The following is a 25859-nucleotide window of genomic DNA, read 5'->3' as shown; positions in this document are numbered from 1 at the left end:
TCAGTCTAAGGCGAAAACCGCGTTATCGTTCTTCGCGAGCAGGCTCGCTCCCACAGAAGGAATGCGATCTCCTGTGGGAGCGGGCTTGCTCGCGAAGGCGTCCTCACAGACGCCACATCAATCACTCATCGGCAAACCCCTTCCCGACCGCCGCCAACTCCCCAATCAACCGCGCCGGCTTCCACTGATCTCCTTGCCGGGTCTCCAGCGCCAGCAACCGCTGATGGATATCCGCCAACCCCTGCTGATCCGCCCACGCCATCGGCCCGCCCTTGTCCGCCGGGAAGCCATAGCCATTGAGGTAAACCAGATCAATGTCATGAGCCGACCCGGCAATGCCTTCCTCAAGGATTTTCGCCCCTTCGTTGACCAGTGCCAGCAAGCTGCGCTCCAGAATCTCCTCAGGGCTGATCTCACGCCGCTGGAAGCCCAAACCCTCGCTGACCTCCAGCACCAGCGCATCGACCTCTACATCGTGCTCAGCCTGTCGACTGCCCGGCTCGTAGTGGTAGTAACCGTCGCCGCTCTTTTGGCCGAAGCGCCCCAGTTCGCACAGCCGATTTTCGATCTGGATCTCCGGCGCATCCTGACCGTTACCCGCCAATTCGCGGGCCCGCCATCCCAGGTCGATACCGACCACGTCATACATACGAAACGGCCCCATGGCGAAACCGAACCCTTGCAGCGTGGCATCCACCTGATACGGAAAAGCCCCTTCAAGCAGCATCTTGCGCGCCTCAAGCACGTAGGTATTGAGCATGCGGTTACCGATAAACCCGTGGCAGTTGCCCGCCACCACGCTGACCTTGCCCATGCGTTGGCCCAACACCTGCGCAGCCTCGAGCACCGCCGCAGCGGTTTGCGCGCCGCGGACGACTTCCAACAGTTTCATGATGTGCGCCGGGCTGAAGAAGTGCAGGCCCAGGACCTGTTTTGGCCGGCGAGTGGCGGCGGCAATCGCGTCGATGTCCAGTGCCGAGGTGTTGCTGGCCAGAATCGCTTCGGGTTTGAGCAGGCCGTCGAGTTCGCGGAAGATTTTCTGCTTCAGTTCGAGGTTTTCGTAGACCGCTTCGATTACCAGATCAACATCGCGAATCGCCGAGTAATCGGCGGCGCTGGTCACTCGCGCCAGGCGAGCGTCTGCCTCGGCCTGATCGATCCGGCCCTGGCGTACGTTGTGGGCGTACGTGTCGGCAACGGCAGCCAACGCCTGCTCAAGCATCTGCGGGTTGTTATCGACCCATTGCACCGGCACCCCGGCGTTGGCCAGGCACATGACAATCCCACGGCCCATGGTGCCCGCGCCGATCACGGCGGCGCGCTGAATATTGAACGGCGTCTGGCTCATTGTTGTTCTCTTGTTGGCGATCCAAAGACAGCCTTCACCATAGTCAGCCGCCACGGGTTTTTGAAATTTATTCCTGTGATGGGGGACATTCAGGGGATGGATGCGCCCGCCAAATCGCCGCAAATCCCTGTGGGAGCGGGCTTGCTCGCGAAAGCGGAGTGTCAGTCGACATCATCGCTGACTGTCACACCGCCTTCGCGAGCAAGCCCGCTCCCACAAGGGAACAGCGTTCAGCCTGGCAGATGTGCTTGCGCCCACCCCCGCACCTCGGCATATGGATAATCCTCAAGCACCCCAAACCCCGGAATCGCCCGCGCCTTGAGCTTGGTAAACAACGGCACACTGATCCCGCACAGGAACCGCGTCACCCGTTCCGCCGCCGGCACATGCCCGGTGTGCTGCTCATGCCTGTGGATAAAATCACCACACAACGCCTCAAAGTTTTTATCCACAAGCGCTGGCAGCTCCGGCGGTGCGGGCAGTCGCGCCACATCCCCGTGACACACCGAACAATGCCCGCACTGCCGAGGCGCATTTTCGTCGCCGAAATATTCGGCCAGGCGACAACCCAGGCAGTGGTCAGTGGCGAACAGATCGAGCATGGCGTGAATCCGCGCAATCTCGGTTTGTTCATGTCGAGTGAAGTAGGCGTGCAGCTCTTCGCTCAACGCCCGGGCATCAAAACCGGTTTGCAGCAGGCTGTAGACCTCAGTCATTTGCTTGCTTTCTAGCTCGACCCAGCCCTTTTCCTGGAAGTAATCCAGGGCCTTGACCACCCGGTTGCGCTCGGCCGAATGCTGCTCATACAACGCATCGAAATTCACCGTCGCCCAAGTCCGCGCACGTGCGGAGGTCTGGATAATCGCCGCGACGAAATCCTTGCGCTCACCCTCGAAACGCGCGAGTAAAGCCTCGGGCTCCTGCAAATATTTGAAGCGGTATTCCGCGTAATAGGCGTAACGCGGGGCGATGATTGCGCGCAGCTCCAATTGCACCAACAAAGTCTTGAGCGGTAGCTGACGAATGTTGCTCTGGTCCGCCAACGGTCCCAGTAGAAACTCCCACTGTCCTTCAGGTGCGGCGCCTTGCAGCTCGTCGAGCACGCAACGGATGCCGTCCAGTTCTGGCGTGTCGCCGTAGACGAAGTTTTCCAGCACGTTGAGGCTGTCGCGATTCGCCAGGACCAGACAGTCGGAAGGCTGCCCGTCACGCCCGGCGCGGCCGATTTCCTGGCTGTAGTTTTCGATGGATTTGGGCAGGTCGAAATGCACCACGTTGCGGATATCGCTCTTATCGATGCCCATGCCGAAAGCGATGGTCGCGACAATGCAATTGGACTGGCCGCCCATGAAACTCTTCTGAATGCCTTCCCGTTGTTCATGGGGCAAACCGGCGTGATAGGCCTCGGCCTGGATGCCATTGCGACCCAAGTGCTCGGCAATGTGCTCGGCGGTTTTCTGCAAGGTCACGTAGACGATGCTCGGCTGGCCGGGACGCTGGCTCATCCACTCGACGAGCCGTCGGCGCTTGTCTTGGCCGCGCACCGGTTCCACCAGCAGGTTGAGGTTGGGTCGATAGAAACCAGTGGTCACCACATCTTCGGGAGCGATGGCGAATTTCGCCTCCATGTCCGCAATCACTTTTGGCGTTGCGGTGGCGGTCAGCAGCAAGGCTTGGGGGATGTTGAACTGGCGCTGGTAATCCGGGAGCTTGAGGTAATCGGGACGGAAGTTGTGGCCCCACTCCGAGATACAGTGCGCCTCGTCCACCACCAGCAGCGAGATCGGCACTTGCTGCAAGAAATTGCGAAAGCGCTCGTTCTTCAGGCGCTCCACGGAAATCATCAGAATCTTCAACTCGCCCGACTTGGCCCGGGCCATCACGTCACTGGCGTCGTCGCGGCTTTGCGCGGAATCGATACTGCCCGCCGAGATGCCGTGGCGTTGCAGGAACGCCAACTGATCCTGCATCAGCGCTAGCAGCGGCGACACCACCAACGTCAGGTGCGGCAGCAACAGTGCCGGTAATTGATAGCAAAGGGACTTGCCCGAGCCGGTAGGGAAAATCGCCGCCGCCGAGCGCCCGGCCAACACCGCGCTGACCGCTGCCTCCTGGCCGGGCCGAAACTGTGGATAACCGAAAACCTGTTCCAGGGTGTTGTACATAAGCTGTCACTCCGTTGACTGCTGCGATGCCAAAAGCCTAGCCGGCGATTGCAGCGAGTCGAGAAAAGGTCGGGGACCAAAACGATACGGGATGATACAGCCATCGCCCGCCGGGGCTTTGCCACAGGATGAAACAAACGAAACACTTTGCTGCTCGCGAAGCGGCTCGATCTGACGGTAAGGTTTTGCGTCCGCGCACTTCACATCCCGGCAGGACGCCGGATGGGCGCGGCATTTGAACAAGGAATGATCATGTTTCAAAAATCGATTTTTGCGCTTGCCCTGCTCCTGACCTCCCTGCTGCTAAGCGGCTGCGATGGCCTTCCGGGAGAGCCGCCGCTGCTGGCGACTTGCGACACCCTGGAGTGTTCGGCGCAACAAGCCTGGCGAACCTCCTGACGACAGCGGAGTAAGTGGCTAGGGCACAGCCACAGCCACCCGCAGTTGTTCATTCAGCATCTGTTCCTGAAATACCCGGCTCTTGCTCGCCCACGCGGCATAGGCCGGGCTTATTTCACCGGTGAACGCCGCCGCCAACTGACGCAAATCAGCAACGCTACGTACACGCGGACAGAAGGGTTGGCCCTCACAGTTCTGGCTGGCATTGACGTAGGTGGTCAGCAACCGATCCCACAACCCGTCACGCACTTGTCGCACCGACTTGAGCTTCACAGCCTGCACGCCCAGACGTTGTTTCAGGCCGGGCTCGTCCAGCGCTTCGCTGTCCAGCAGCGCCTTGCCGATCATCAGCACTTCGGCGCGGGACGCGGTATCGACTTCGGCCTGAGTGGTGAGCGCATCCGGCCAACCGGTGCGGTCCATATTCGCCAACACCATCGAGCCACTCGCGTCAGCAGCGCCCGCCAAACGACAAACACCGGCCCACAGCAATAAAACCGAGGCCATACGTAGCCATTGCATACCTAATTCCCTTTAAGCGTGGGTCAGACGTTTGGAAACGCCCTACTGAGTCTGGCGCGCACCATACAGAGGTTTGCCGCGTAATGCCTGACAGACCCGTAGGAAATTTGACCCGTAAGGGTTTTGCGGTAAAAAACCTCGGGGAACCCGTAGGACGGGTCCGAAAACACGGGTAAAACCCTACGAATCCTGTCCATCATCGCCATATTGCCCCGCCCAGTGATGCCCTTTTATAGTCTTTGGCGCGGCTGAAACAGTGTCTCGGCCTACCGGGACTTCATACCTGTAAAGGATGCCTCCGGTTTGAAACGTAAAGGATGTCCCCGGTTTCTACTGTCCGAACCCCGCCCCCTGTAGGAGCGAGGCTTGCCCGCGAAGAACGATAACGCGGTGTTCCTGATGAGAACAAAAATGTCCGAAACTCAACAACAGCTCAATAAAGAAGCCTACGACGCATGGTTCAGAGCACAAGTACAAGCCAGCCTCAACGACCCACGCCCCAGCATTTCGGACGAAGAAGCCAGACGCCTATTTGCAATCAAACGGGAGAAGTTGCGGCGGGGGGAAAAGCTGTAAGCAACGTCTTATCAAAGCTTCATCCCGTTCCTACAACCAAAGACACCTTGTCGCCTATCGCTGGCCTGAGACTCAAATCTATAGTCGGGTTGTCGCTGCCAAATCAGCGGCTCGGGCTTGGTCACTCGAAAGAAAAGAGGCTCACAATTCAGAATTTCCTTTTAGATAGAGGTGTCGCTCAGTGACCACATTAAATCCACTTGTCGAACGCTACCGCCCACTCCAAACCAACCTCACCGACTCCCCGCCCCTGATCATCGACACAGAGGCCGATCCCCAGGACATCCTCGAAGCAGCCCTCCAGCGAATCCGAGCCTCCAGCGACCTCCTGAAAACCCTGCACTGCACCTGCTTCAAACACGGCGACGTCGAAGACATCCCCCACATCACCCACGCGCTCTACCTGCTCAGCCAGGACGGCTGCGACCTTCTGAAAGTCGCCCAACAACGCATGATGGGCTGGAAAGCACCCACCTGACACCCGGCAAAGATCGTTCCTACGCAGAGCGTAGGAACTATCAAAACCTGAGAATAACCATGAGCAAGTTTTTCGATGAGCTAATGGAAAGCGTGCATCAGATGAACGAAATCCTACGCAGTGAGAGTAAACCTTCCCGCGAGCGCTTCGTTCCCAGCCTTAATCCGTCTCATCAAAATGCCCCTAACAGAAGACGCATCATGAACCTCGCCCCCAACTTCCCCGACGACCACGCTATGCACCTGCTCATGCAGTTGCTACACGAAGAACTCGGCCTACCCGAACGCAAAACCATCAGCCTCACCACCTCGATCAACTTCGACCTCGTCTGCGACGGCGCCGACGCTCGAAACCTGATGGAAGCTCTGGAAGAACAGTTCGGGATCGACTTCATCGACTACGACGCCTATCGCTACTTTCAGCCAGAAGGGTTCGATGTGCATCTCAAGCGCAGAGCAAAGGGACGCGGCGATAAAGTCCCGCTGACCATTGGCATGCTTTACCAAGCGGTCAAGGTGCAACGGTGGGATACGCAAACGCTGGAAGGCATCTAGCGGAATGCGTAAGTAGCATTATTCTGGCTGTTTACTGTGAATTCAGACGGAATAATGGCGTTTATAAAAACTGGGTTTCGGCCCGTCGATTTTAGTGATACCGGAAAACAGAGTCTTGCAAGGACCTACAGGCCACCACATAAGTGCTATTATTCTGGCAGTTAAAGCCTAAAAGTGAAGGAATAATGGCACATGGCTAAGAAAACAGCGCCGCTCATGCCATCCGCATCCAGACTGCTCGCGGAGTTTGGCGAACGCCTGAAACTCGCTCGACTGCGCCGCAGGCTGACCGCAAAGCAAGTCGCCGAAAGGGCAGGCATGTCGCTGACTACGCTTCGCTCTCTGGAGTCCGGCGGTTCAGGCGTGACGATGGGCGCCTATATGTCCGTGATGCAGGTTCTGGGTTTGGAGAAAGACTTGAGCAAGCTCGCAGCAACCGATGAGCTGGGACGCCAGTTGCAAGACGCGCGATTAACGCCACAGGCGAACGCAGCAGCCAGTAAACGCCAACGAGTACGCAATGTGACCTCCACGAAGGCGTCGTCACCGATTCGCGACAGGACGGAGGAAGCATCGGAAAGCCCCATTTCCGATTCGGATATTGAAGTTGATTTCCCGTTGAACACCCACTCGTTTTCCAAGTTGTTTACCACGAAAAAAACCAAGCCTGAGACGGATTAAAAATGACTCTGATCGCGGTGTATGCCGATTGGGAAACCCTGAACGGACCAAGGCGTCTTGGATTTCTCCATGCCCGTAAGGCTCGCTCTAACAGCGTGTTCGAGTTTGAATACGACCTTGTAGCTTTGGCCGATCCCGAGCTGAACCTCACGACGCTGGATCCCCGCATCGGACTCTTCGAAGGACGACAATTCCCTGGGCAGCACCAGACCCGCTTCGGCGTTTTTGCCGACTCAAGCCCGGATCGCTGGGGTCAATTGCTGATGAAGCGCCGACTGGAACGAGACATTCGCGATGGACTCGCCCCAATGGGCACGAAGCTCTACGAGTCGGATTACCTGCTAGGCGTTCATGACCTCTATCGAGTGGGGGCTATTCGCTACAAGTTGAATGATGAAGGTAGTTTTCTGGACGATCGAGATGGATTGGCAGCGCCGCCCTTTATCAAGTTACGTGAGCTGGAACAGGCAAGTCGCGCGTTGGAAAACGATCCAGACAACACCTCACTCGATGGGCGCGAGTGGCTGAGAATGTTGATCGCACCCGGCGGCTCACTGGGTGGCGCCAGACCCAAGGCCAGCGTTGCTGACAAGAACGGTCATCTGTGGATCGCCAAGTTCCCGAGCACTCGCGACGACTATGACGTCGGCGGGTGGGAATTCGTGGTGAATGCCCTGGCGGAGCAATGTGGTCTGCGAGTGGCCATGGGGATGGCGCAACGTTATGCGAGCGACCATCACTGCTTCCTAGTTAAACGCTTCGACCGCACTGCAACCGGCCGCCGACTGCACTTCGCCTCAGCCATGACCATGACCGACCGCGTAGACGGAGACGATGCATCGGTAGGCGCCAGCTACCTTGAATTGGCGGAAGTGCTCGTGCAGCACGGCTCAGAGCCCGACGAAGATCTTCGCGAGTTGTGGTCGCGGATCGTGTTCAACATTCTGGTCTCCAATACCGACGACCATATGCGTAACCATGGCTTTCTTCTTGATCCTGGTCGTGGATGGCGCTTGTCTGATGCCTACGACATGAATCCGGTCGCACATGCCGATGGGTTGAAACTCAACATTACCGAAGCCGACAATGCGTTAGATCTCGAACTCGCTCGCGAAGTCGCTGAAATTTTTCGGGTCAGCAATGACGATGCAGAAGAAATTATTGAGCGTTTCCAAGAAGTGGTGAGCCAGTGGCCAAAAGTGGCCAGCGCGGTGGGGTTGTCGAAGCGTGAGCAGGACAATATGGCTCCGGCGTTTCGCCTTTCTGCTAATTGACCGCGTTTCTTTCGCCCACAAAAAAGCCGCCCTAAAAGGACGGCTTTTTCATTACTGCTAAACCAAAGCCCTTACAGCTTAGGCCCAGCAGCCTTAATCGCATCACTCACTTCAAACTTCTTGAAGTTCTCAACAAACAACCCAGCCAACGCTTTAGCAGCCTCGTCGTAGGCAGCCTTGTCAGCCCAAGTATTACGCGGGTTCAACAAACCAGTCTCAACACCCGGCACAGCCAACGGCACGTCCAGGTTGATGGTGTCCAGGTGCTCAGTTTCAGCCCCAATCAACGCACCGCTCTGGATCGCTGCAATCACGCCACGGGTGGTCGGGATGTTGAAGCGTTTGCCGACGCCGTAGCCGCCGCCGGTCCAACCGGTGTTAACCAGGTAGACCTTAGAGCCGAAGCCGCGGATGCGTTTGATCAGCAGTTCTGCGTATTCGCCAGCCGGACGCGGGAAGAACGGTGCGCCGAAGCAGGTGGAGAAGGTGGATTTGATGCCGCTGCCGGAACCCATTTCGGTCGAGCCCACCAGTGCGGTGTAGCCGGACAGGAAGTGGTAGGCCGCTTGTTCTTCGCTGAGGATGGACACTGGCGGCAGGACGCCGGTCAGGTCACAGGTCAGGAAGATCACGGCGTTTGGCTCACCACCGAGGTTCTTCTCGGAGCGCTTGGCAACGTGTTCCAGCGGGTAGGCGGCGCGGCTGTTCTGGGTCAGGCTGACATCGGCGTAGTCGGCGTGCTTGGCGTCGTCGATGACGACGTTTTCCAGTACGGCGCCGTGCTTGATGGCTTTCCAGATGACCGGCTCGTTCTTCTCGGACAGGTCGATGCACTTGGCGTAGCAGCCGCCTTCGATATTGAAGACAACGCCTTCGCCCCAACCGTGTTCGTCGTCGCCGATCAGGTAACGGCTTTCGTCGGCGGACAGGGTGGTTTTACCGGTGCCGGACAGACCGAAGAACAGGGTCACGTCGCCTGCTTCGCCGATGTTGGCGGCGCAGTGCATTGGCAGCACGTCGGAGGCCGGCAGCAGGAAGTTTTGCACGGAGAACATGGCTTTTTTCATTTCACCGGCGTAACGCATGCCGGCGATCAGCACTTTCTTCTGTGCGAAGTTGAGGATCACGCAACCGTCGGAGTTGGTGCCGTCACGCTCAGGCACGCATTCGAAGTTGGCTACGTTGAGCACTTGCCACTCGTCACGACCGGCCGGGTTGTACTGCGCCGGGTTGATGAACAGGCAACGACCGAACAGGTTCTGCCAGGCAGTCTGGGTGGTCATCTTCACGGCCAGGTAGTGATCTTCAGCAGCACCTACATGCACGTGGGAAACGAAATGCTCTTGCGCGTTGTTGAACGCTTCAACGCGAGCCCACAGGGCATCGAACTTGTCGGCCGGGAACTTGCGGTTGATCGGGCCCCAGGCGATGGAAGCCGAAGTGGATGGCTCGTCAACGATGAAACGATCAACTGGCGAGCGGCCGGTGCGGTGACCGGTGCGAACCACCAGCGCGCCGGTATCGGCAAGCTCGCCTTCACCGCGATTCAAGGCTTCTTTTACCAGATCATCAACACTCAGATCGGTGTACACGGCGTTATTGGCTTGCGTCATGAGATTCCCCGTCGGCCAGTGGCCGAGTGTGCTCCAAACGTTTTGTAGTAGAAAGTCGTGCACTACTACCGCGACAAAAAGTGGGCCGGATTATGCCAGAAACGCCCAAAAATAGTAGGGCCCTCCCGTCGTAACGGCGTTATTCCGGCGCTAACCAGTGAATTTACCTGCGCTGAACCGTTTTAGTGCCGGGTATCTGACGGGGTATCGACACCCGCGCCAGCGAACAATTGAGTGATATCCGCAGCATCAAACAGGTAGCGCTGGTTGCAGAACTGGCAGTCGATCTCGATATTTCCACCATGTTCGATCACCAGCGACTGGGCATCTTCCAGACCCAAGCTGACCAGCGCATTGGCAGAACGTTCGCGTGAGCAACTGCAACGGAAACGCAGTTTCTGCACATCGAACAGCCGAACCTGCTCTTCGTGGTAGAGGCGATGCAGCACGGTTTCGTTATCCAGGCTCAGTAATTCATCTGCGGTCAGGGTGCTGCCCAGCGCGGTGATGTGCTGCCAGCTGGCGGCGCGTTCTTCTTCGTCTTTCAAACGGTCCGCCGGCAATTGTTGCAGCAACAGGCCACGGGCACGACGGCCATCGGCGTACAGCCAGAAACGGGTGCCGACCTGCTGGGACATGACGAAATAGTTGGTGAAGCACTCGGACAAGGTTTCGCCGTCGAGGTCGACGATGCCTTGATAACGCTGGCCATGGGTCGGGTCGACAGTCAGCGCCAGCACGCCGTTGGGCATGAGGTCGGCGAGGGTCGCGTCGGGAGCGATCCGGTCGGCTTCATAACGGGCCAGGCCACGGATTTCGCGCTCGCTGGAGCACTCGATCATCAGCAGCGGGATCGGTCCATCGGACCGCGCTTGCAGGATCAGCAGTCCATCGAATTTAAGGGTACCCACCAGCAGCGAGGCCGCCGCCATCAGTTCGCCCAGCAGTTGCGCGACCGGCTCTGGGTAGGGGTGTTTGGCCAGCACTTCGGCATAGCTACGTTCCAACGCCACCAGCTCGCCGCGGGTGTCGCTGTCATCGAAGATGAAGCGTTGGGTGAAGTCGGAATCCGGTAGATCGGTCATAGGTCTGGGTATCTGAAGTGATGACAATTTAGTTACAAGTTGTGACAATTACGCCTTTGCAGCACCGCTTTGGTGCGCGCTGTTCAGCCATTGGAGGCATTTTATGAACAATCCGGGTTTGTTCCAAGCAAGGTGGAACCTGCGCCGGCTGGTTTTGTGCAATTTTGTGCCTTTGGCGCTGTTGGCATTCTGGTTATGGCCTACGGGTCAGATGTTATGCGTGATTTTCGACGAGTGGCTGTTTCACCTGCTCAATGCTCCATTGGCCAGCAACCCGATATGGCTCCACATCTGGGCAATTGCAAGTCTGCGTCCATTTGATGCGGTGGTCGGGGTGATTCTGCTGACACTGCTGATCAAGGGCGACTGGGTGTTTGAGGCCATCGCTGTGCGCCGGGCGTTTTTCGGCTTCCTGGCGATCCTGCTGTTGCTGCTGTTTATCCGTATGCTGTTCTCGAAACTCGCCGATCACATGGACTGGCAGCACAGCAGTCCGTCGATGATGATCAAGAACGCAGTCCGCATGAGCGACTACTTCCCCGGGCTTGAGCAAACGTGGGAATTGAAGGACCGCTCGACCCAAAGCTTCCCCGGTGACCATGCGTCGGTGTTGCTGATCTGGGCGATGTTCATGACGGTGTTCAGTCGCGGCACCGGGCAGACGCTGACGATCTGGGGCCTGGCGCTGCTGTTCATGATGCCGCGACTGGTAGCAGGCGCGCATTGGGGCCAGGACGATTACATCGGCGGTGTGCTGCTGGCGGTGTGGGCGTTGGGCTGGGGGTATTACACGCCGTTTGCGTATCACGTTTCGGAATTTTTCCTGAAAGTGACGGCGCCGGTGTTTGGGTTGTTGGGGAAATTGCCGGTGGTTTCGCGGCTGAGTGTGGTGCGTAGCGCCTGATACACCGTGGCGTATGGCCGAGTGCTACGCACTCGTTCGCGAGCAAGCCCGCTCCCACATTGGAATGCGTGTCCCCTGTGGGAGCGGGCTTGCTCGCGAAGGCGTCAGTTCAGACAATACATGAGCAACTGACTCACTCGTCGTTACTGCTTCCGCGAAACTTAAACAAATCCCGCCGCTGTTTCTTGCTCGGCTTGCCATCGGTGCTCACGCCCAGCGACCCGGCCTTGCGCATCGCCGCGGCCGCTTCGCGCTTGGCGACGCTTGCTTCGGTCTCGGCATACAACGCCTGAGCCTCTGGCGCGCCACGGCGCACGATCGACAGCGCCTGGACCACGATGGTCTTTTCCTCGAACCCTACGCGGATCTGAAACTCGTCGCCGATGCGCGGTTCCTTGCCCGGTTTACAACGCTCGCCCCGACAGTGCACCTTGCCACTCTCGATCGCCGATTTGGCCAGGGCACGTGTTTTATAAAAACGCGCGGCCCACAACCATTTATCGAGACGGACCTTGTCGTCCTCTTCCTGTTTTTGTGCCATATGAATTCCTCGTTCAGCCAGTAGTCGAACTGTACTACCGTTTCTGTCGGGCGCAAGAACTCGGCCCTGCAGATAGACTGTGATCGTGGCCGGTTCACCGGCATGGAGTGATCGAGTGACTATATTTTCCTCTTCATTGACCTCGCCCAAAGTCGGTTGCCAGGGCTGCCAACAAAGCGAGCCGCTGGGCTTCGATTTTTCTTTTGCCTACCAACCGATCGTCGACCTGCGCGACCAATCGACTTTTGCCCACGAAGCGTTGGTGCGCGGGGCGGCCGGTGAAGGTGCGCTGTCCGTGTTAGATCAGGTTACAGAAGAGAACCGTTACCGCTTCGACCAGCTCTGCCGGACCCGCGCCATCGAAGGTGCGGCGAATCTTAATATGCAGACACACTTGTCGATCAACTTCATGCCCAACGCCGTCTATCGTCCAGAGCTGTGCATTCGCAGCACCCTGGAGGCTGCAAAAAAACATAATTTCCCGATCGACCGGCTAATTTTCGAAACCCTGGAAAGCGAGCACGTAGATAACTATCGCCATTTGACCAATATTCTGCGTGAATACCGCGAATTCGGCTTCAAGACCGCCATCGACGATTTCGGTGCCGGTTATTCGGGGCTCAATCTGCTGGCTGATTTCCAACCGGACCTGATCAAACTCGACATGGCGCTGATCCGCGATATCGATCGCGACCGTGTTCGTCAGGCTATCGTTCGGGGGGTTGTCACAATGTGTGCGGAGTTGAACGTTACAGTCATTGCCGAAGGCATTGAGAGCGCCGGTGAACGGGACTTCCTGGCGGACTGTGGAATTTTTCTGATGCAGGGTTACTGGTTCGCCAAACCTGCATTCAAAGCGTTGCCTCCGGTATCACCTGAGGCCTGGACACGTTAATCGCCGGTTTTTCCTATTGAAGACATTTGACCATTTGACCGTTGTCGGTCTGCTCGAGTGGGTGGCGCTCCCGGATTTGGGAGTCGCTGGCCTTCGGGCAAAAATCGACACCGGCGCCAGCACCTCCAGCCTGCACGCTACCGACATCGAAACCTTCGAGCGCGACGGGCAGGAATGGGTACGCTTCACCGCGCACCTGGGCACGGTGGTGCAGTTGCGCCATCGGCGCTGCGAGGCGCCGCTGGTGACGATGAAAACCATCAAAAGCTCCAACGGCCACGCGCAGATGCGCTATGTGGTCAGCACTACCTTGGCCCTTGGTGATCGGGTCTGGCGGGTCGAATTCACCCTCGCCTGCCGCAAGTCCATGCGTTATCGCCTGTTACTCGGTTCCAAAGCCCTGATCGACGGCCAGTTGGTGGTCAATCCGGGAATCAAATATGTACAAGACAAGCCGGTGTTCCCGGTATCTACCTCCTCCACAGGTGTTGCATGAAGATCGCTGTGCTGTCGCGGAACCCGCGTCTGTATTCCACCCGTCGTCTGGTCGAAGCCGGTATCGAGCGTGGCCATGAAATGGTGGTGATCGACACCTTGCGCGCCTACATGAACATTGCCAGCCACAAGCCGCAGATCCACTACCGCGGCAAACCGCTGGAAGGTTTCGACGCGGTGATCCCGCGGATCGGTGCCTCGGTAACGTTTTACGGCTGCGCGGTGTTGCGCCAGTTTGAAATGATGGGGGTGTTCCCGCTGAACGAGTCGGTGGCCATCGCCCGTTCGCGGGACAAATTGCGCTCATTGCAATTGCTGTCGCGCCGGGGAATCGGTTTGCCGGTCACCGGGTTTGCCCACTCGCCGGACGACATTCCCGACCTGATCGACATGGTCAACGGCGCACCGCTGGTGATCAAGGTGCTGGAAGGCACCCAGGGCATCGGCGTGGTGCTGTGTGAAACCGCGACGGCGGCGGAGTCGGTGATCGAAGCGTTCATGGGCCTGAAGCAGAACATCATGGTCCAGGAATACATCAAGGAAGCCGGCGGTGCGGACATTCGCTGCTTCGTGGTCGGCGACAAGGTGATCGCGGCAATGAAACGCCAGGCCAAGCCTGGGGAGTTCCGCTCCAACCTGCATCGCGGCGGCAGCGCAAGCCTGATCAAGATTACGCCGGAAGAACGCATGACCGCGTTGCGTGCGGCGAAGGTGATGGGTTTGGCGGTAGCGGGTGTGGATATCCTGCGCTCCAATCACGGGCCGCTGGTGATGGAAGTGAATTCGTCGCCGGGGCTGGAAGGGATTGAGACCACCACCGGGAAGAACGTGGCGGGGATCATCATTGAGCATCTTGAGAAAAATGGTGGGCCGAACATGACGCGGACCAAAGGTAAGGGATAGAAGCAGCTTTAAGCGGCAAGCTTTAAGCTGCAAGGGAAAAGCGACGGCAGCTTAACGCTGGACTTGCTTTTCACTTGGGGCTTGCAGCTTGCCACTCGCAGCTGTCGTCAGACCGCATCCCGCGGCAACATCAACCCCAACGGCAACCGCACCCGCGCCTCCAGCCCGCCGCCGGACCGATTACGCAACTCAACATTCCCGCCATGCATCGAAGCAATCCGCTTCACGATCGCCAACCCCAACCCGGTGCCCTTCCCGCCCCGCGCCCGATCGCCACGGGTAAACGGGTTGAAGATCGCTTCAAGTTCCGACGGATCAATCCCCGCCCCACGGTCCATGACGCTCAGCACCACGTAGGGCGCGCTGGTATCGCCGGACACATACGCCGCGACCTCAACCCCGTTGCCCGCATGGTGCAAAGCGTTGCCGATCAAGTTGTTCAGCAAGCGTTTCATCGACACCCGACGCAACGGGAACGGCTGGATCGGTTCCAGGCGCAAGCGCACTTTTTCTTCGTTCTGGTTGTACGGCGCGGCGACTTCGCGCACCAGGTCGCTCAAGTCCACCTCTTCCACCGACTCGTCGCGACCGTCGCGAATGAACGCCAGGAACTGGTCGAGAATCGCGTCCATGTCTTCGATGTCGCGCACCATGTCGTCCGACAGGTCGCTATGGTCGCCCATCAACTCCAGAGACAGCCGCAACCGGGTCAACGGCGTGCGCAAATCGTGGGACACCCCGGCCAGCATCAACTCACGCTCGCGACCGGCCTGTTCGACGTCTTCGGCCATCTGGTTGAAGGCTCGGTAAACCTCGGCCATTTCGCTCGGCGTGTCGCTGATCGGCAGGCGCACGCTGCGGCCCTGGCCAAGTTGCCGCGCGGCATAGACCAAACGCTTCAAAGGTTGATTGAGCTGGCTGACGAAGATCCACGCCGACGCAGTGGACAGCAAGCCGATGGCGAGGAACCAGCCGAGTACGTTCCAGATTTTCTGGCCACGCAATGGATGCGGGTACAGCGGCACTTTCAGCCAGCCATCGCCCAGGCTCGGCGCCCGGACCCACAGCGCCGGCGGCGAGTGCATGCGTAATCGAACTTCAGTGTCGGCGCCCAGCTCCGCCTGCATCTGCCGCTGGTAGATCTCGCTGTATGGCCAGTGTTGTTCGCCTTCCGGCACACCGGCGCCGACCACCCGGATCAAGGTCGCCGCGTCGGCGATTTTCGTGCGGTTTTCTTCATCGGCGGCCCAATAGGCCCGCAGCGTCAGGGCGACGCCGTGGCTGTATTGGCGGTCCACCAGCACGTCTTCGTTCATCAACAGATAAACCAGGGTCAGCGCCTTGGAGAACAGGACGACGATCAGCACCAGCCACAGGGTGCGGGAGAAAAAACTCTGGGGGAACCAAACGGGGGTTTTCATGGATAACCGCTACACACTTGCAGGAGCGAGCGATGCTCGCATATTGCGGATCGCGAGTCTGCGGACAACTTCGTCCGCAAACCCGCTCCTACAAATCGCCGATCACTTGGTGGCGGCGCCGTCCGGAACGAACACGTAACCCACACCCCAAACGGTCTGGATGTAGCGTGGCTTGGACGGATCGGGTTCGATCATCCGACGCAGGCGGGAGATCTGCACGTCAATGGAACGCTCCAGGGCATCCCACTCACGGCCACGGGCCAGGTTCATCAGCTTGTCGCGGGTCAGCGGCTGACGGGCGTTCATGACCAGGGCCTTGAGCACCGCAAACTCACCGGTGGTGAGCATGTGCACTTCATCGCCGCGCTTGAGTTCGCGGGTGGCCAGGGACAGTTCGTAGTCACCGAAGGTCACGCTTTCGTCTTCGCTGCCCGGTGCGCCCGGCACTGGCGCGGCCTGACGACGCAGAACGGCTTTGACCCGGGCCATCAGCTCGTCCGGGTTGAACGGTTTGGCCAGGTAATCGTCGGCGCCCAGTTCCAGGCCCTTGATGCGGCTCAGCTCATCGCCCTTGGCGGTGAGCATGATGATCGGAATCTGATTGTTCGCGCCGCGCAGACGGCGGCAGGCGGTCAAACCGTCTTCGCCGGGCAGCATCAGGTCGAGGACGACCAGGTTGAACACTTCACGCGCCAGCAGGCGGTCCATCTGTTCGGTGTTCGGTACGGCGCGGGCACGGTAGCCCTTGCTGACGAAAAAGCGTTCCAGCAGGCTGCTCAGCCCTGGATCGTCATCAACAATAAGAATTTTTTCGCCTTCAGCATTGTTTGCAGTGCTGCTCATTAGATGCTCCTTTTAGCTCGGCGCGCATTATGGCGTAGCTGCCGTTATACGCACCGTGTGCATTGTTAGCAGATTTTTCCTTCACCGCCAGAAAACCGGCCTTTTTGCCTACAGAGCGCAATGCCCCCGAATCACAGAACGCTGGTTATAATGCGCGGCGTTTTGTGTCAGGCAACGTCTGATCGTTACTGTAGTAGGCCGCTTTTTATTTTTAAGGCGTGCGCAGTAATTGTTCGATTTCACGGGTCAACGGGATGCCTGTTGACCCAGGTAGCGGCGCAGGCCAGGCCGCTCAACCAGTCTCGCCGAGCCTTTATCCCTGCGCCTGCGAGCCTGCTTTCACAATTTGTCAGGTGGTTTTATGGACAGCATCAACAGCCGCATCGCCGAGGAACTCGGTGTACGCCCACAACAGGTCGAAGCGGCCGTCGCGCTACTCGATGAGGGCTCTACCGTTCCCTTCATCGCCCGCTACCGGAAAGAAGTGACCGGCAGCCTCGATGACATCCAGTTGCGGCATCTGGAAGAGCGTCTGCGCTACCTGCGAGAACTCGACGAACGGCGCATCAGCATCCTTGCCAGCATTCAAGAACAAGGCAAGCTGACCCCGCAACTCGAACGCGACATTAAGCTCGCCGACACCAAGACCCGCCTCGAAGATTTGTACCTGCCGTACAAGCAGAAGCGCCGCACCAAGGGCCAGATCGCCCTGGAAGCCGGCCTCGGCGACTTGGCCGACGGCCTGTTCAACGACCCGAGCCTGACCCCGGACGCCGAAGCCGCACGCTTTGTCGACGCCGAAAAAGGCGTGGCGGATGTGAAGGCTGCCCTCGAAGGCGCCAAGTACATCCTGATGGAACGCTTCGCCGAAGACGCCGGCCTGCTGGACAAACTGCGCAGCTACCTCAAGCAGGAAGCCACACTCAGTGCCCGCGTGATCGCCGGCAAGGAAGAGGAAGGCGCCAAGTTCCGCGACTATTTCGAACACGATGAACCGCTGAAAAGCATGCCATCGCACCGCGCGCTGGCGATTTTCCGTGGCCGCAACGAAGGCATTCTCAGCTCTGCGCTGAAAGTCGGCGATGAGCTGCCAGGCACCATGCACCCGTGCGAAGGCATGATCGGCCAGCAATTCGGCATTCAGAACCAGAACCGCGCCGCCGACAAATGGCTGGGCGAAGTGGTGCGCTGGACCTGGAAAGTGAAGCTCTACACTCACCTGGAAACCGATCTGCTGGGCGAACTGCGCGATGGCGCGGAAACCGAAGCGATCAATGTATTCGCGCACAACCTGCACGACTTGCTGCTGTCGGCCCCGGCCGGCCCGCGCGCAACGTTGGGTCTCGACCCGGGCCTGCGTACTGGCTGCAAGGTCGCCGTGGTCGATTCCACCGGCAAGCTGCTGGATCACGCCACGGTTTACCCGCACGTGCCGCACAACAAATGGGACCAGACCATCGCGATCCTCGCCGCCCTGTGTGCCAAGCACGCGGTGGACCTGATCGCCATCGGCAACGGCACCGCCAGCCGCGAAACCGACAAACTGGCCGCTGAGCTGATCAAAAAATACCCAGCCATGAAGATGACCAAAGTCATGGTCTCCGAGGCCGGCGCATCGGTTTACTCGGCCTCGGAACTGGCTTCCAAGGAATTCCCGGACCTCGACGTGTCGATCCGTGGCGCGGTGTCGATTGCCCGTCGCTTGCAGGATCCGCTGGCCGAACTGGTGAAGATCGATCCGAAATCCATCGGCGTCGGCCAGTACCAGCATGACGTGTCGCAGCTGAAACTGGCCCGTGGCCTGGACGCTGTGGTCGAGGACTGCGTAAACGCCGTGGGCGTGGACGTCAACACCGCTTCCGTGGCGCTGCTGGCGCGCATCTCCGGCCTCAATGCGACCCTGGCGCAGAATATCGTCAGCCACCGCGACGAGCACGGCGCGTTCAAAACCCGTGTAGCGCTGAAGAAAGTCGCACGTCTGGGCGAAAAAACCTTCGAACAGGCTGCCGGTTTCCTACGCGTGATGAACGGCGACAACCCGCTGGATTCGTCCGCCGTTCACCCGGAAGCCTATCCGCTGGTGCAGCGCATTGCCGCTGAAACCGACCGTGATATCCGCTCGCTGATCGGTGATGCGAGTTTCCTCAAGCGTCTGGATCCGAAGAAGTACACCGACGAGACTTTCGGTCTGCCAACGGTCACCGACATCCTGCAAGAACTGGAAAAACCCGGCCGCGACCCGCGTCCCGAGTTCAAGACCGCCGAGTTCCAGGAAGGCGTCGAAGACCTCAAGGACTTGCAACTGGGGATGATCCTCGAAGGCGTGGTGACCAACGTGACCAACTTCGGCGCGTTCGTCGACATCGGCGTGCATCAGGACGGTTTGGTGCACATCTCCGCGCTTTCGGAGAAGTTCATCAAGGATCCGCGCGAAGCGGTGAAGGCCGGTGATGTGGTCAAGGTGAAGGTCATGGAAGTCGACATCCCGCGCAAACGCGTCGGCCTGTCGATGCGCATGAGCGACACGCCGGGCGAGAAAATCGACGGTGCCCGTGGTGCGCGTCCGGGATCGGCCCCGCGCCAATCCCAGAACACTGCACCACGCAAGGAAACCACGGCAGCGGCCCCGGCCAACAACGCCATGGCTTCACTGTTCGCCAATGCCAAGCAGTTGAAGAAACGCTGATGGAAATCCCTGCCGGCCTGACCGAAAGCGCTTTTTTCAAGCTGCTGGGGTGTCGCTTGCACAGCCTGGAAACCGGGGTGGCGCAAGTCGCCCTGGGGCTTGCGCCAGAGCTGCGTAATCGCGGCGGCAAGTTGCACGGCGGGGCTTTGTTCAGCCTGGTGGACATTGCCATGGGCCTGGCCTGTTCCAGCACCCACGGCTTTGACCAGCAGAGCGCGACCATCGAGTGCAAGATCAACTACATTCGCGCGGTGTCCGACGGCGAAGTAATGTGCACGGCGCGGGTGATCCACCCGGGCCGACGCACATTGGTGGTCGAAGCCGACGTGATGCAGGGCGACAAACTGGTCGCAAAAGCACAAGGCACGTTCGCTGTCCTGTAGATGAATGCCATCATTTTGAGTTAATTTCGGCGCTACGACTGCGGCGTCGAACTTTTCCGCGTGCGCGACAGCCAGATTCAGGGAGTGAAGTTGGCATTTGAATGTGGGTCGGTGCGGCTGATGCCAGTCAGTTGAGGCGCGCCACCTGTGGGAGCGGGCTTGCTCGCGAAGGCGGTGTGTCAGGCGACGTTAATGTTGGCTGACACGCCGCCTTCGCGAGCAAGCCCGCTCCCACAGGGGGTTGCGATGATCAACTGGTATCAGGTCTGTATGACTCAAGAACCAGGCGAAAACGCCAGTTTTAACTTCACCCTTGTAGACCGTCTTGCCCACCCCCATATTGGGGCGACTGACGCGTGAAGGAATCCAACTTGAGCGAACTTCTCAACCGCCGCCTGGCTCTGCTCGGCGAGCGCGCTAACCTCTCTCTGCTCGAACAGTGCCTTCACGGCATCGAACGTGAATGCCTGCGCGTGACCGATGAAGGTCGCCTGGCGCAAACGCCGCACCCGGAAGAATTGGGTTCCGCGCTGACCAACGAACAGATCACCACCGATTATTCCGAATCGCTGCTGGAGTTCATCACGCCCGCCCTGCCCGACCCGGCGGACACACTGGCGAGTCTGGACAGCATTCACCGTTTTGCCTACAGCAAGCTCGGCAACGAGTTTCTGTGGAGTCCATCGATGCCGTGCCCGTTGCCGGCCGAGGAAGACATCCCGATCGCCTATTACGGCACGTCCAACATCGGTCAGCTGAAGTACGTCTACCGCAAGGGCCTGGCCCTGCGTTACGGCAAGACCATGCAGTGCATCGCCGGGATTCACTACAACTTTTCCCTGCCGGAAAAGCTCTGGCCGCTGCTCAAAGAGGCTGAAGGCTTTGTCGGCACCGACCGCGACTATCAGTCGTCGGCCTACATCGCGCTGATCCGTAACTTCCGTCGCTACAGCTGGCTGCTGATGTACCTGTTCGGTGCATCGCCAGCGCTGGACGCCGGTTTCCTGCGCGGTCGTTCGCACCAGTTGGAACAGCTTGATCCAGAGACTTTGTACCTGCCGTACGCCACTAGCCTGCGCATGAGCGACCTCGGTTACCAGAGCAACGCCCAGGCCGGTTTGACGCCGTGCTACAACGATCTGTCGAGCTACACCGACAGCCTGCGCAAAGCGGTGGCCACGCCTTACGCGCCTTACGTTGAAGTCGGCACGCACAAGGACGGTGAGTGGGTTCAGCTCAACACCAACATCCTGCAGATCGAAAACGAGTACTACTCCAACATCCGCCCGAAACGCGTGACCTACACCGGCGAACGGCCGATCCAGGCGCTGGTGGCCCGTGGCATTCAGTACGTCGAAGTGCGTTGCCTGGACATCAACCCGTTCCTGCCGATGGGCATCGACCTGACCGAGTCGCGCTTCCTCGACGCGTTCCTGCTGTACTGCGCGCTGAATGACAGTCCGCTGCTGGCCAACACCACCTGCAATAACGCGACCTTGAACTTCCTCAGCGTGGTCAAGGAAGGTCGGCGTCCGGGCCTGCAATTGCAGCGCGACGGGCAAGCGGTGGACATGAAGGAATGGGCCACCGAACTGCTGGAAAAGATCGCCCCGCTGGCGGCGTTGCTCGATCAAAGCCATGGCGGCGATGCGCATAGCAAGGCGCTGGACGTGCAGCTGGAGAAGGTCAAGGATTCGTCCCGAACCCCATCGGCCCAAGTGCTGGCGGCGATGGCCGAGCATAAGGAAAGCTTCGCGCAGTTCTCCCTGCGTCAGAGCCGGGTGCATGCCGAGTACTTCCGCAGTGAACCGCTGAGTGCTGAAGACCAGGCGAAGTTTGAAGCGCGGGCGCGTTCGTCGCTGGCTGAACAGGCGGAGCTGGAGCAGAACGAAGTCGGCGATTTCGATGTGTTTGTCGGGTCGTATCAGGCGAGTATTCTGGCGATCAGTAACTGATTCCAAGATCCACCCCTCACCCCAACCCTCTCCCCAGGGGGTAGAGGGGGCTGACCGAGTTGTTCTTAGAGCTGCATCGACCTGAAAAACCGAGTCGAACTCAGGTTTTGAACATCACGAAGATCGGCTCCCTTTCCCCCTCTCCCCTGTGGGGAGAGGGCTGGGGTGAGGGGGCGATCCACCTGACTGCACACAATGGCAAATTCTCCACTACCCTCCCACCCATCCTTTAGAATTTTCCGCTCATAAGCTCATTCGAAAAAGTTATTTATTTTCGGATTCTTATATCATTTAGTCTCCTTTCACGCCGATCCTCGGTCGCCTGACAAGGAGCTTCTCCAATGAAACTGAATTTCCCTCTTCGCCTACTGGCGGCCGCGTCTTTGGCTGCGGCGAGTTTCTTTGCCCAGGCGGCTGACGTGACCGTCGCCTACCAGACCACCGTCGACCCGGCCAAAGTCGCTCAAGCCGACGGCGCGTACGAAAAAGCCACCAACGCCAAGATCGACTGGCGCAAATTCGACAACGGGGCCGACATCATCGCCGCCATCGCGTCCGGCGACGTGCAAATCGGCTACCTCGGCTCCAGCCCGCTGACCGCTGCAATCACCCGCAAAGTTCCGGTTGAAACCTTTCTCATTGCCACCCAGATCGGCGCCGCTGAAGCGCTGGTCGCCCGCGACGGTTCCGGGATCAAAACCCCGCAAGACCTGATCGGCAAGAAAATCGCCGTGCCATTCGTGTCCACCGGCCACTACAGCCTGCTGGCCGCGCTGAAGCACTGGAACATCGATCCATCGAAAGTCACCATCCTCAACCTGGCGCCACCGGCGATCGTCGCTGCGTGGAAGCGCGGTGACATCGACGCCACTTACGTTTGGGACCCAGCCCTGGGCGTAGCCAAGGAAAACGGCAAGGTGCTGATCACCTCCGGCGAACTGGCCAAGTTTGGCGCGCCGACCTTCGATGCCTGGATCGTGCGCAAAGACTTCGCCGAGAAACACCCGGAAATCGTCACCGCGTTCGCCAAAGTGACCCTGGATGCCTACGCCGATTACCGCAAAGACCCGAAAACCTGGCTCGCCAACCAAAGCAACGTCGACAAACTGGTGAAGCTCTCCGGCGCCAAGGCCACGGATATTCCATTGTTGCTGCAAGGCAACGTTTACCCGCTGGCGGCTGATCAAGTCATCACCCTTGGCGCACCGACCACCAAAGCCATCACCGACACCGCTGTGTTCCTGAAGGAACAAGGCAAAGTCGAAGCCGTGCTGCCGGACTACGCCCCGTATGTCAGCTCTAAATACATCACCAACTGATCGGAGTTAACTGCGATGGCTTTGCTACAGCTGGAGCGCATCAGCGCACAGTACCCCGGCAGCCCGGAACCGGTACTGACGGATATTTCCTTGAGCCTGGGGCCCCAGCAATTGCTGGTGGCCCTCGGCCCGTCCGGCAGTGGCAAGACTTCGCTGTTGAACCTGATTGCCGGTTTCGTCGAGCCCAGCGCCGGGCGCATCACCCTTGACGGCGTGCCGGTCAAAGGCCCGAGCGCCGAACGTGGCGTGGTGTTCCAGGACGACGCCTTGCTGCCCTGGCAGGACGTGCTGGCTAACGTCGGTTTCGGCCTTGAACTGGCCGGCGTGTCCCGGGAGAAACGGGAAATCCGCGCCCGGGAAATGCTCGCGCTGGTGGACCTTTCCGGATTTGAAAACCGTCGCATCTGGCAGCTCTCGGGCGGCCAGAAACAACGTGTCGGACTGGCTCGCGCCCTCGCCGCCGACCCGCGCGTGTTGCTGATGGACGAACCCTTCGGCGCCCTCGATGCTTTCACCCGCGAGCAGATGCAGGAGCTGTTGCTGCAAGTCTGGCAGCGCACCGCCAAACCCGTCTTCCTGATTACCCACGACATCGAAGAAGCGGTGTTCCTCGCCACGGATCTGATTCTGCTGGCGCCGAACCCTGGGCAAATCGTCGAGCGTTTGAGCCTGGACTTCGGTCAGCGTTACGCCGCCGGCGAGTCGGCACGGGCGATCAAGTCCGACCCGCGCTTTATTGAAACCCGCGAACACGTGCTCGCCAAAGTGTTCTCCCAACGCAGCGCCGCCACGCGGCAGGAGCGCGCATGAGCAGCTATGAAATTCCGGCCGTAGCGGCGAAACCCGGTTCGACGGTGATTCCGCTTCGGCGCAGCTTCAGTACGCGTTGGATCAGTGTGCTGACGCTGTTCGCGTTGGTGTTCATCTGGTGGGCCGTGACGGCTACGGGGATGATCGAACCGTTATTCCTGCCGCCACCATCCGCCGTGCTGCAAAAAGGCTGGTTGCTGGCGACTACGGGCTACATGGATTCGACCTTGTGGCAGCACCTGGGCGCGAGCCTCAAACGTATCGGCCTGGGCCTCGGCTTCGCGGTGCTGACCGCCGTGCCAGTCGGGATTGCCATCGGCCATAACCGCATCGCGCGCGGGATACTCGATCCGCTGATCGAGTTCTACCGCCCGATTCCACCGCTGGCTTACCTGCCGCTGATCGTGATCTGGTGCGGCATCGGTGAGCTGTCGAAAGTCCTGCTGATCTACCTCGCGATCTTCGCCCCGATTGCCATCGCCACCGCGACGGGCGTGCGCACGGTTGATCCGGCCAAATTGCGCGCCGCGCAGTCCCTGGGCGCGACCCGGGCGCAGTTGATTCGGCATGTGATTCTGCCGAGTGCGCTGCCGGATATTTTGACCGGCGTGCGCATTGGTTTGGGCGTGGGTTGGTCGACACTGGTCGCCGCCGAATTGATCGCCGCCACCAGCGGTTTGGGCTTTATGGTGCAGTCGGCTGCGCAGTTCCTGGTCACCGATGTGGTGGTGCTGGGGATTCTGGTGATCGCGCTGATCGCCTTCGCCATGGAAATGGGCCTGCGCGCGCTACAACGCAAACTGGTGCCGTGGCACGGCCAGGCACACTGAAGCTTTTGAATGTGAGCCCCTTTTTTGGATCACCCCCGTAGGAGCTGCCGAAGGCTGCGATCTTTTGATCTTGCCCTTCAAAAGATCAAAAGATCGCAGCCTTCGGCAGCTCCTACAGGTGCGGTGTTGTTCACAACATTCATAGACGACACCCAGAATTGAAGAGAACCACCATGAGCAACTTGACCATCGTCCCCCTGAGCTTTGCTCTCGGTGCGCAAATCAGCGGCATCGACATCAGCCAGCCGCTGGACCAGGAACAGCGCGAGGCCATCGAACAGGCGCTGCTCAAGCACCAGGTTTTGTTCTTCCGCGACCAGCCGATCACGCCACAGCAACAAGCGCGTTTCGCCGCGAATTTCGGCGACCTGCACATTCACCCGATCTACCCCAACGTGCCGGAACAGCCGGAAGTGCTGATCCTCGACACCGCCGTCACCGACGTGCGCGACAACGCGATCTGGCACACCGACGTGACCTTCCTCCCGACCCCGGCCATGGGCGCCGTGCTCAGCGCCAAGTTGCTGCCGGAGTTTGGCGGCGACACGTTGTGGGCCAGCGGGATTGCGGCGTATGAAGCGTTGTCGGCGCCGATGAAAGCCTTGCTCGAAGGGCTGACGGCGACGCACGATTTCACCCGTTCGTTTCCGTTGGAACGTTACGGCAATACGCCTGAAGCCTTGGCGCAGTGGGAAGAAGCCCGGCGCAAGAATCCGCCGCTGTCGCACCCGGTAATCCGCACACACCCGGTGAGCGGGCGCCGTTCGTTGTTCGTCAATGAAGGGTTCACGTCGAAGATCAATGAATTGTCGGAGACCGAAAGCGAAGCGATTCTGAAGCTGCTGTTCGCCCACGGAACACGGCCGGAATTTACCATCCGCTGGCGCTGGCAGAAGGATGACGTGGCGTTCTGGGATAACCGCGTGACCCAGCATTACGCGGTAGACGATTACCGCCCGGCGCGGCGGGTAATGCAGCGGGCTACGGTGTTGGGGGATGTGCCGTTTTTTCGGTGAGGTTTTGGAAGAGGTGTGATCTGGATTTGTGACACGGCTCCGAACCCACCCCTCACCCTAACCCTCTCCCCAGAGGGTAGAGGGGACTGACCGAGGTGTTCTTGGATCTACATCGACCTGAAAAACCGAGTCGAACTCAGGATTTGAAAAGCATGAAGATCGG

25 protein-coding genes are annotated in these 25859 nt (G+C 59.2%); 17 read left to right on the top strand and 8 right to left on the bottom strand.

The annotated features are described in order from the left end of the window. Nucleotides 1-121: 121 nt before the first annotated feature. Both HB680_RS30210 and HB680_RS30205 read right to left on the bottom strand, forming a co-directional pair. Nucleotides 122-1348, bottom strand: a complete 1227-nt coding sequence (locus HB680_RS30210; protein ID WP_213941950.1) for a 3-hydroxyacyl-CoA dehydrogenase — start codon at nucleotides 1346-1348, stop codon at nucleotides 122-124. 230 nt (nucleotides 1349-1578) lie between these two features. Continuing rightward, the gene (locus tag HB680_RS30205; RefSeq protein ID WP_213941949.1) at nucleotides 1579-3513 is read right to left on the bottom strand and encodes an ATP-dependent DNA helicase RecQ; all 1935 of its coding nucleotides are present in this window, start codon (nucleotides 3511-3513) and stop codon (nucleotides 1579-1581) included. A 222-nt stretch (nucleotides 3514-3735) separates the two neighbouring features. Between HB680_RS30205 and HB680_RS30200 the strand changes: the two genes are divergently transcribed. Further along, nucleotides 3736-3912: a hypothetical protein gene (locus tag HB680_RS30200; protein ID WP_213941948.1), complete on the top strand. Its 177-nt coding sequence runs from the start codon at nucleotides 3736-3738 to the stop codon at nucleotides 3910-3912. Between the two features lie 18 nt (nucleotides 3913-3930). Here HB680_RS30200 and HB680_RS30195 read toward each other — a convergent pair whose 3' ends face one another. After that, a complete protein-coding gene (locus tag HB680_RS30195) occupies nucleotides 3931-4434 on the bottom strand; it encodes a polysaccharide deacetylase (RefSeq protein WP_213941947.1) in 504 nt (167 codons plus the stop codon). A gap of 366 nt (nucleotides 4435-4800) precedes the next feature. Between HB680_RS30195 and HB680_RS30190 the strand changes: the two genes are divergently transcribed. The 5 genes from HB680_RS30190 (at nucleotide 4801) to HB680_RS30170 (ending at nucleotide 7997) form a co-directional block, all read left to right on the top strand. Then, nucleotides 4801-5010 carry a hypothetical protein gene (locus HB680_RS30190; protein WP_213941946.1) on the top strand — a complete coding sequence of 70 codons (210 nt, stop codon included), beginning with the start codon at nucleotides 4801-4803 and terminating at the stop codon, nucleotides 5008-5010. 181 nt (nucleotides 5011-5191) lie between these two features. Then, a complete protein-coding gene (locus HB680_RS30185; protein ID WP_213941945.1) occupies nucleotides 5192-5488 on the top strand; it encodes a hypothetical protein in 297 nt (98 codons plus the stop codon). Nucleotides 5489-5688: 200 nt separating this feature from the next. Next, the gene (locus tag HB680_RS30180) at nucleotides 5689-6042 is read left to right on the top strand and encodes a DUF1493 family protein (RefSeq protein ID WP_213941980.1); all 354 of its coding nucleotides are present in this window, start codon (nucleotides 5689-5691) and stop codon (nucleotides 6040-6042) included. A gap of 192 nt (nucleotides 6043-6234) precedes the next feature. Next, nucleotides 6235-6723 (top strand): helix-turn-helix domain-containing protein, encoded by a 489-nt coding sequence (locus HB680_RS30175; RefSeq protein ID WP_213941944.1) that lies wholly within the window; start codon nucleotides 6235-6237, stop codon nucleotides 6721-6723. Between the two features lie 2 nt (nucleotides 6724-6725). Next, complete coding sequence (locus HB680_RS30170; protein WP_213941943.1) at nucleotides 6726-7997, top strand: HipA domain-containing protein; 1272 nt, start codon at nucleotides 6726-6728, stop codon at nucleotides 7995-7997. 71 nt (nucleotides 7998-8068) lie between these two features. Here the strand turns inward: HB680_RS30170 and HB680_RS30165 are convergent, their stop codons facing one another. Both HB680_RS30165 and hslO read right to left on the bottom strand, forming a co-directional pair. Further along, nucleotides 8069-9610 (bottom strand): phosphoenolpyruvate carboxykinase, encoded by a 1542-nt coding sequence (locus HB680_RS30165; protein WP_213941942.1) that lies wholly within the window; start codon nucleotides 9608-9610, stop codon nucleotides 8069-8071. 182 nt (nucleotides 9611-9792) lie between these two features. Next, nucleotides 9793-10695 carry an Hsp33 family molecular chaperone HslO gene (hslO, locus tag HB680_RS30160; RefSeq protein ID WP_213941941.1) on the bottom strand — a complete coding sequence of 301 codons (903 nt, stop codon included), beginning with the start codon at nucleotides 10693-10695 and terminating at the stop codon, nucleotides 9793-9795. Nucleotides 10696-10798: 103 nt separating this feature from the next. On the opposite strand from hslO, the gene HB680_RS30155 reads away from it, so the two are divergent. Continuing rightward, on the top strand, nucleotides 10799-11599 hold the full coding sequence (locus HB680_RS30155) for a phosphatase PAP2 family protein (protein WP_213941940.1): 801 nt from the start codon (nucleotides 10799-10801) through the stop codon (nucleotides 11597-11599). Nucleotides 11600-11732: 133 nt separating this feature from the next. Here HB680_RS30155 and HB680_RS30150 read toward each other — a convergent pair whose 3' ends face one another. Next, nucleotides 11733-12140: a S4 domain-containing protein gene (locus HB680_RS30150; protein ID WP_213941939.1), complete on the bottom strand. Its 408-nt coding sequence runs from the start codon at nucleotides 12138-12140 to the stop codon at nucleotides 11733-11735. A 115-nt stretch (nucleotides 12141-12255) separates the two neighbouring features. Between HB680_RS30150 and HB680_RS30145 the strand changes: the two genes are divergently transcribed. From HB680_RS30145 to rimK, 3 genes are read left to right on the top strand one after another with little or no spacing between them, the layout of a single operon-like run. Next, a complete protein-coding gene (locus tag HB680_RS30145; protein WP_213941979.1) occupies nucleotides 12256-13035 on the top strand; it encodes an EAL domain-containing protein in 780 nt (259 codons plus the stop codon). Nucleotides 13036-13069: 34 nt separating this feature from the next. Continuing rightward, nucleotides 13070-13531, top strand: coding sequence for an ATP-dependent zinc protease (locus tag HB680_RS30140; RefSeq protein ID WP_213941978.1), 462 nt, complete (start codon nucleotides 13070-13072; stop codon nucleotides 13529-13531). Further along, entirely contained in the window at nucleotides 13528-14433 is a 906-nt protein-coding gene (gene rimK / locus HB680_RS30135; RefSeq protein ID WP_054047778.1) for a 30S ribosomal protein S6--L-glutamate ligase, read from the top strand. Before HB680_RS30140 ends, rimK begins: the two co-directional genes overlap by 4 nt. 107 nt (nucleotides 14434-14540) lie before the next feature. Here the strand turns inward: rimK and HB680_RS30130 are convergent, their stop codons facing one another. Both HB680_RS30130 and ompR read right to left on the bottom strand, forming a co-directional pair. Further along, nucleotides 14541-15854, bottom strand: a complete 1314-nt coding sequence (locus HB680_RS30130) for an ATP-binding protein (protein ID WP_123515858.1) — start codon at nucleotides 15852-15854, stop codon at nucleotides 14541-14543. Nucleotides 15855-15956: 102 nt separating this feature from the next. Then, complete coding sequence (gene ompR, locus HB680_RS30125; RefSeq protein ID WP_054047784.1) at nucleotides 15957-16697, bottom strand: two-component system response regulator OmpR; 741 nt, start codon at nucleotides 16695-16697, stop codon at nucleotides 15957-15959. Between the two features lie 361 nt (nucleotides 16698-17058). Between ompR and HB680_RS30120 the strand changes: the two genes are divergently transcribed. The 7 genes from HB680_RS30120 to tauD all read left to right on the top strand — a co-directional run bounded on the left by HB680_RS30120 (nucleotide 17059) and on the right by tauD (nucleotide 25696). Next, on the top strand, nucleotides 17059-19383 hold the full coding sequence (locus HB680_RS30120; RefSeq protein ID WP_213941938.1) for a Tex family protein: 2325 nt from the start codon (nucleotides 17059-17061) through the stop codon (nucleotides 19381-19383). Then, on the top strand, nucleotides 19383-19766 hold the full coding sequence (locus HB680_RS30115) for a PaaI family thioesterase (protein WP_007949206.1): 384 nt from the start codon (nucleotides 19383-19385) through the stop codon (nucleotides 19764-19766). Before HB680_RS30120 ends, HB680_RS30115 begins: the two co-directional genes overlap by 1 nt. A gap of 371 nt (nucleotides 19767-20137) precedes the next feature. Next, the gene (gene gshA, locus HB680_RS30110; RefSeq protein ID WP_213941937.1) at nucleotides 20138-21721 is read left to right on the top strand and encodes a glutamate--cysteine ligase; all 1584 of its coding nucleotides are present in this window, start codon (nucleotides 20138-20140) and stop codon (nucleotides 21719-21721) included. 341 nt (nucleotides 21722-22062) lie between these two features. After that, nucleotides 22063-23040 (top strand): taurine ABC transporter substrate-binding protein, encoded by a 978-nt coding sequence (tauA, locus tag HB680_RS30105; protein WP_213941936.1) that lies wholly within the window; start codon nucleotides 22063-22065, stop codon nucleotides 23038-23040. A gap of 15 nt (nucleotides 23041-23055) precedes the next feature. Next, nucleotides 23056-23850, top strand: coding sequence for a taurine ABC transporter ATP-binding subunit (gene tauB, locus HB680_RS30100; RefSeq protein WP_213941935.1), 795 nt, complete (start codon nucleotides 23056-23058; stop codon nucleotides 23848-23850). After that, nucleotides 23847-24680 (top strand): taurine ABC transporter permease TauC, encoded by an 834-nt coding sequence (gene tauC / locus HB680_RS30095; RefSeq protein ID WP_213941934.1) that lies wholly within the window; start codon nucleotides 23847-23849, stop codon nucleotides 24678-24680. Before tauB ends, tauC begins: the two co-directional genes overlap by 4 nt. Nucleotides 24681-24853: 173 nt before the next feature. Next, nucleotides 24854-25696 carry a taurine dioxygenase gene (gene tauD / locus HB680_RS30090; RefSeq protein ID WP_213941933.1) on the top strand — a complete coding sequence of 281 codons (843 nt, stop codon included), beginning with the start codon at nucleotides 24854-24856 and terminating at the stop codon, nucleotides 25694-25696. Nucleotides 25697-25859: the final 163 nt, after the last annotated feature.

Origin of the sequence: Pseudomonas sp. dw_612 (genome assembly GCF_018449725.1) — a bacterium.
Classification (GTDB): domain Bacteria; phylum Pseudomonadota; class Gammaproteobacteria; order Pseudomonadales; family Pseudomonadaceae; genus Aquipseudomonas.
The sequence above is the reverse complement of the archived record's forward strand: the minus strand, read 5'-3'. Positions and strand labels throughout refer to the sequence as shown.

Coding starts and splice junctions, on each gene's coding strand:
- HB680_RS30210 (WP_213941950.1), bottom strand. CDS start 1,348: ATGAGCCAGACGCCGTTCAATATTCAGCGCGCCGCCGTGATCGGCGCG.
- HB680_RS30205 (WP_213941949.1), bottom strand. CDS start 3,513: ATGTACAACACCCTGGAACAGGTTTTCGGTTATCCACAGTTTCGGCCC.
- HB680_RS30200 (WP_213941948.1), top strand. CDS start 3,736: ATGGGCGCGGCATTTGAACAAGGAATGATCATGTTTCAAAAATCGATT.
- HB680_RS30195 (WP_213941947.1), bottom strand. CDS start 4,434: ATGCAATGGCTACGTATGGCCTCGGTTTTATTGCTGTGGGCCGGTGTT.
- HB680_RS30180 (WP_213941980.1), top strand. CDS start 5,689: ATGAACCTCGCCCCCAACTTCCCCGACGACCACGCTATGCACCTGCTC.
- HB680_RS30175 (WP_213941944.1), top strand. CDS start 6,235: ATGGCTAAGAAAACAGCGCCGCTCATGCCATCCGCATCCAGACTGCTC.
- HB680_RS30170 (WP_213941943.1), top strand. CDS start 6,726: ATGACTCTGATCGCGGTGTATGCCGATTGGGAAACCCTGAACGGACCA.
- HB680_RS30165 (WP_213941942.1), bottom strand. CDS start 9,610: ATGACGCAAGCCAATAACGCCGTGTACACCGATCTGAGTGTTGATGAT.
- hslO (WP_213941941.1), bottom strand. CDS start 10,695: ATGACCGATCTACCGGATTCCGACTTCACCCAACGCTTCATCTTCGAT.
- HB680_RS30155 (WP_213941940.1), top strand. CDS start 10,799: ATGAACAATCCGGGTTTGTTCCAAGCAAGGTGGAACCTGCGCCGGCTG.
- HB680_RS30150 (WP_213941939.1), bottom strand. CDS start 12,140: ATGGCACAAAAACAGGAAGAGGACGACAAGGTCCGTCTCGATAAATGG.
- rimK (WP_054047778.1), top strand. CDS start 13,528: ATGAAGATCGCTGTGCTGTCGCGGAACCCGCGTCTGTATTCCACCCGT.
- HB680_RS30130 (WP_123515858.1), bottom strand. CDS start 15,854: ATGAAAACCCCCGTTTGGTTCCCCCAGAGTTTTTTCTCCCGCACCCTG.
- ompR (WP_054047784.1), bottom strand. CDS start 16,697: ATGAGCAGCACTGCAAACAATGCTGAAGGCGAAAAAATTCTTATTGTT.
- HB680_RS30120 (WP_213941938.1), top strand. CDS start 17,059: ATGGACAGCATCAACAGCCGCATCGCCGAGGAACTCGGTGTACGCCCA.
- HB680_RS30115 (WP_007949206.1), top strand. CDS start 19,383: ATGGAAATCCCTGCCGGCCTGACCGAAAGCGCTTTTTTCAAGCTGCTG.
- tauA (WP_213941936.1), top strand. CDS start 22,063: ATGAAACTGAATTTCCCTCTTCGCCTACTGGCGGCCGCGTCTTTGGCT.
- tauB (WP_213941935.1), top strand. CDS start 23,056: ATGGCTTTGCTACAGCTGGAGCGCATCAGCGCACAGTACCCCGGCAGC.
- tauC (WP_213941934.1), top strand. CDS start 23,847: ATGAGCAGCTATGAAATTCCGGCCGTAGCGGCGAAACCCGGTTCGACG.
- tauD (WP_213941933.1), top strand. CDS start 24,854: ATGAGCAACTTGACCATCGTCCCCCTGAGCTTTGCTCTCGGTGCGCAA.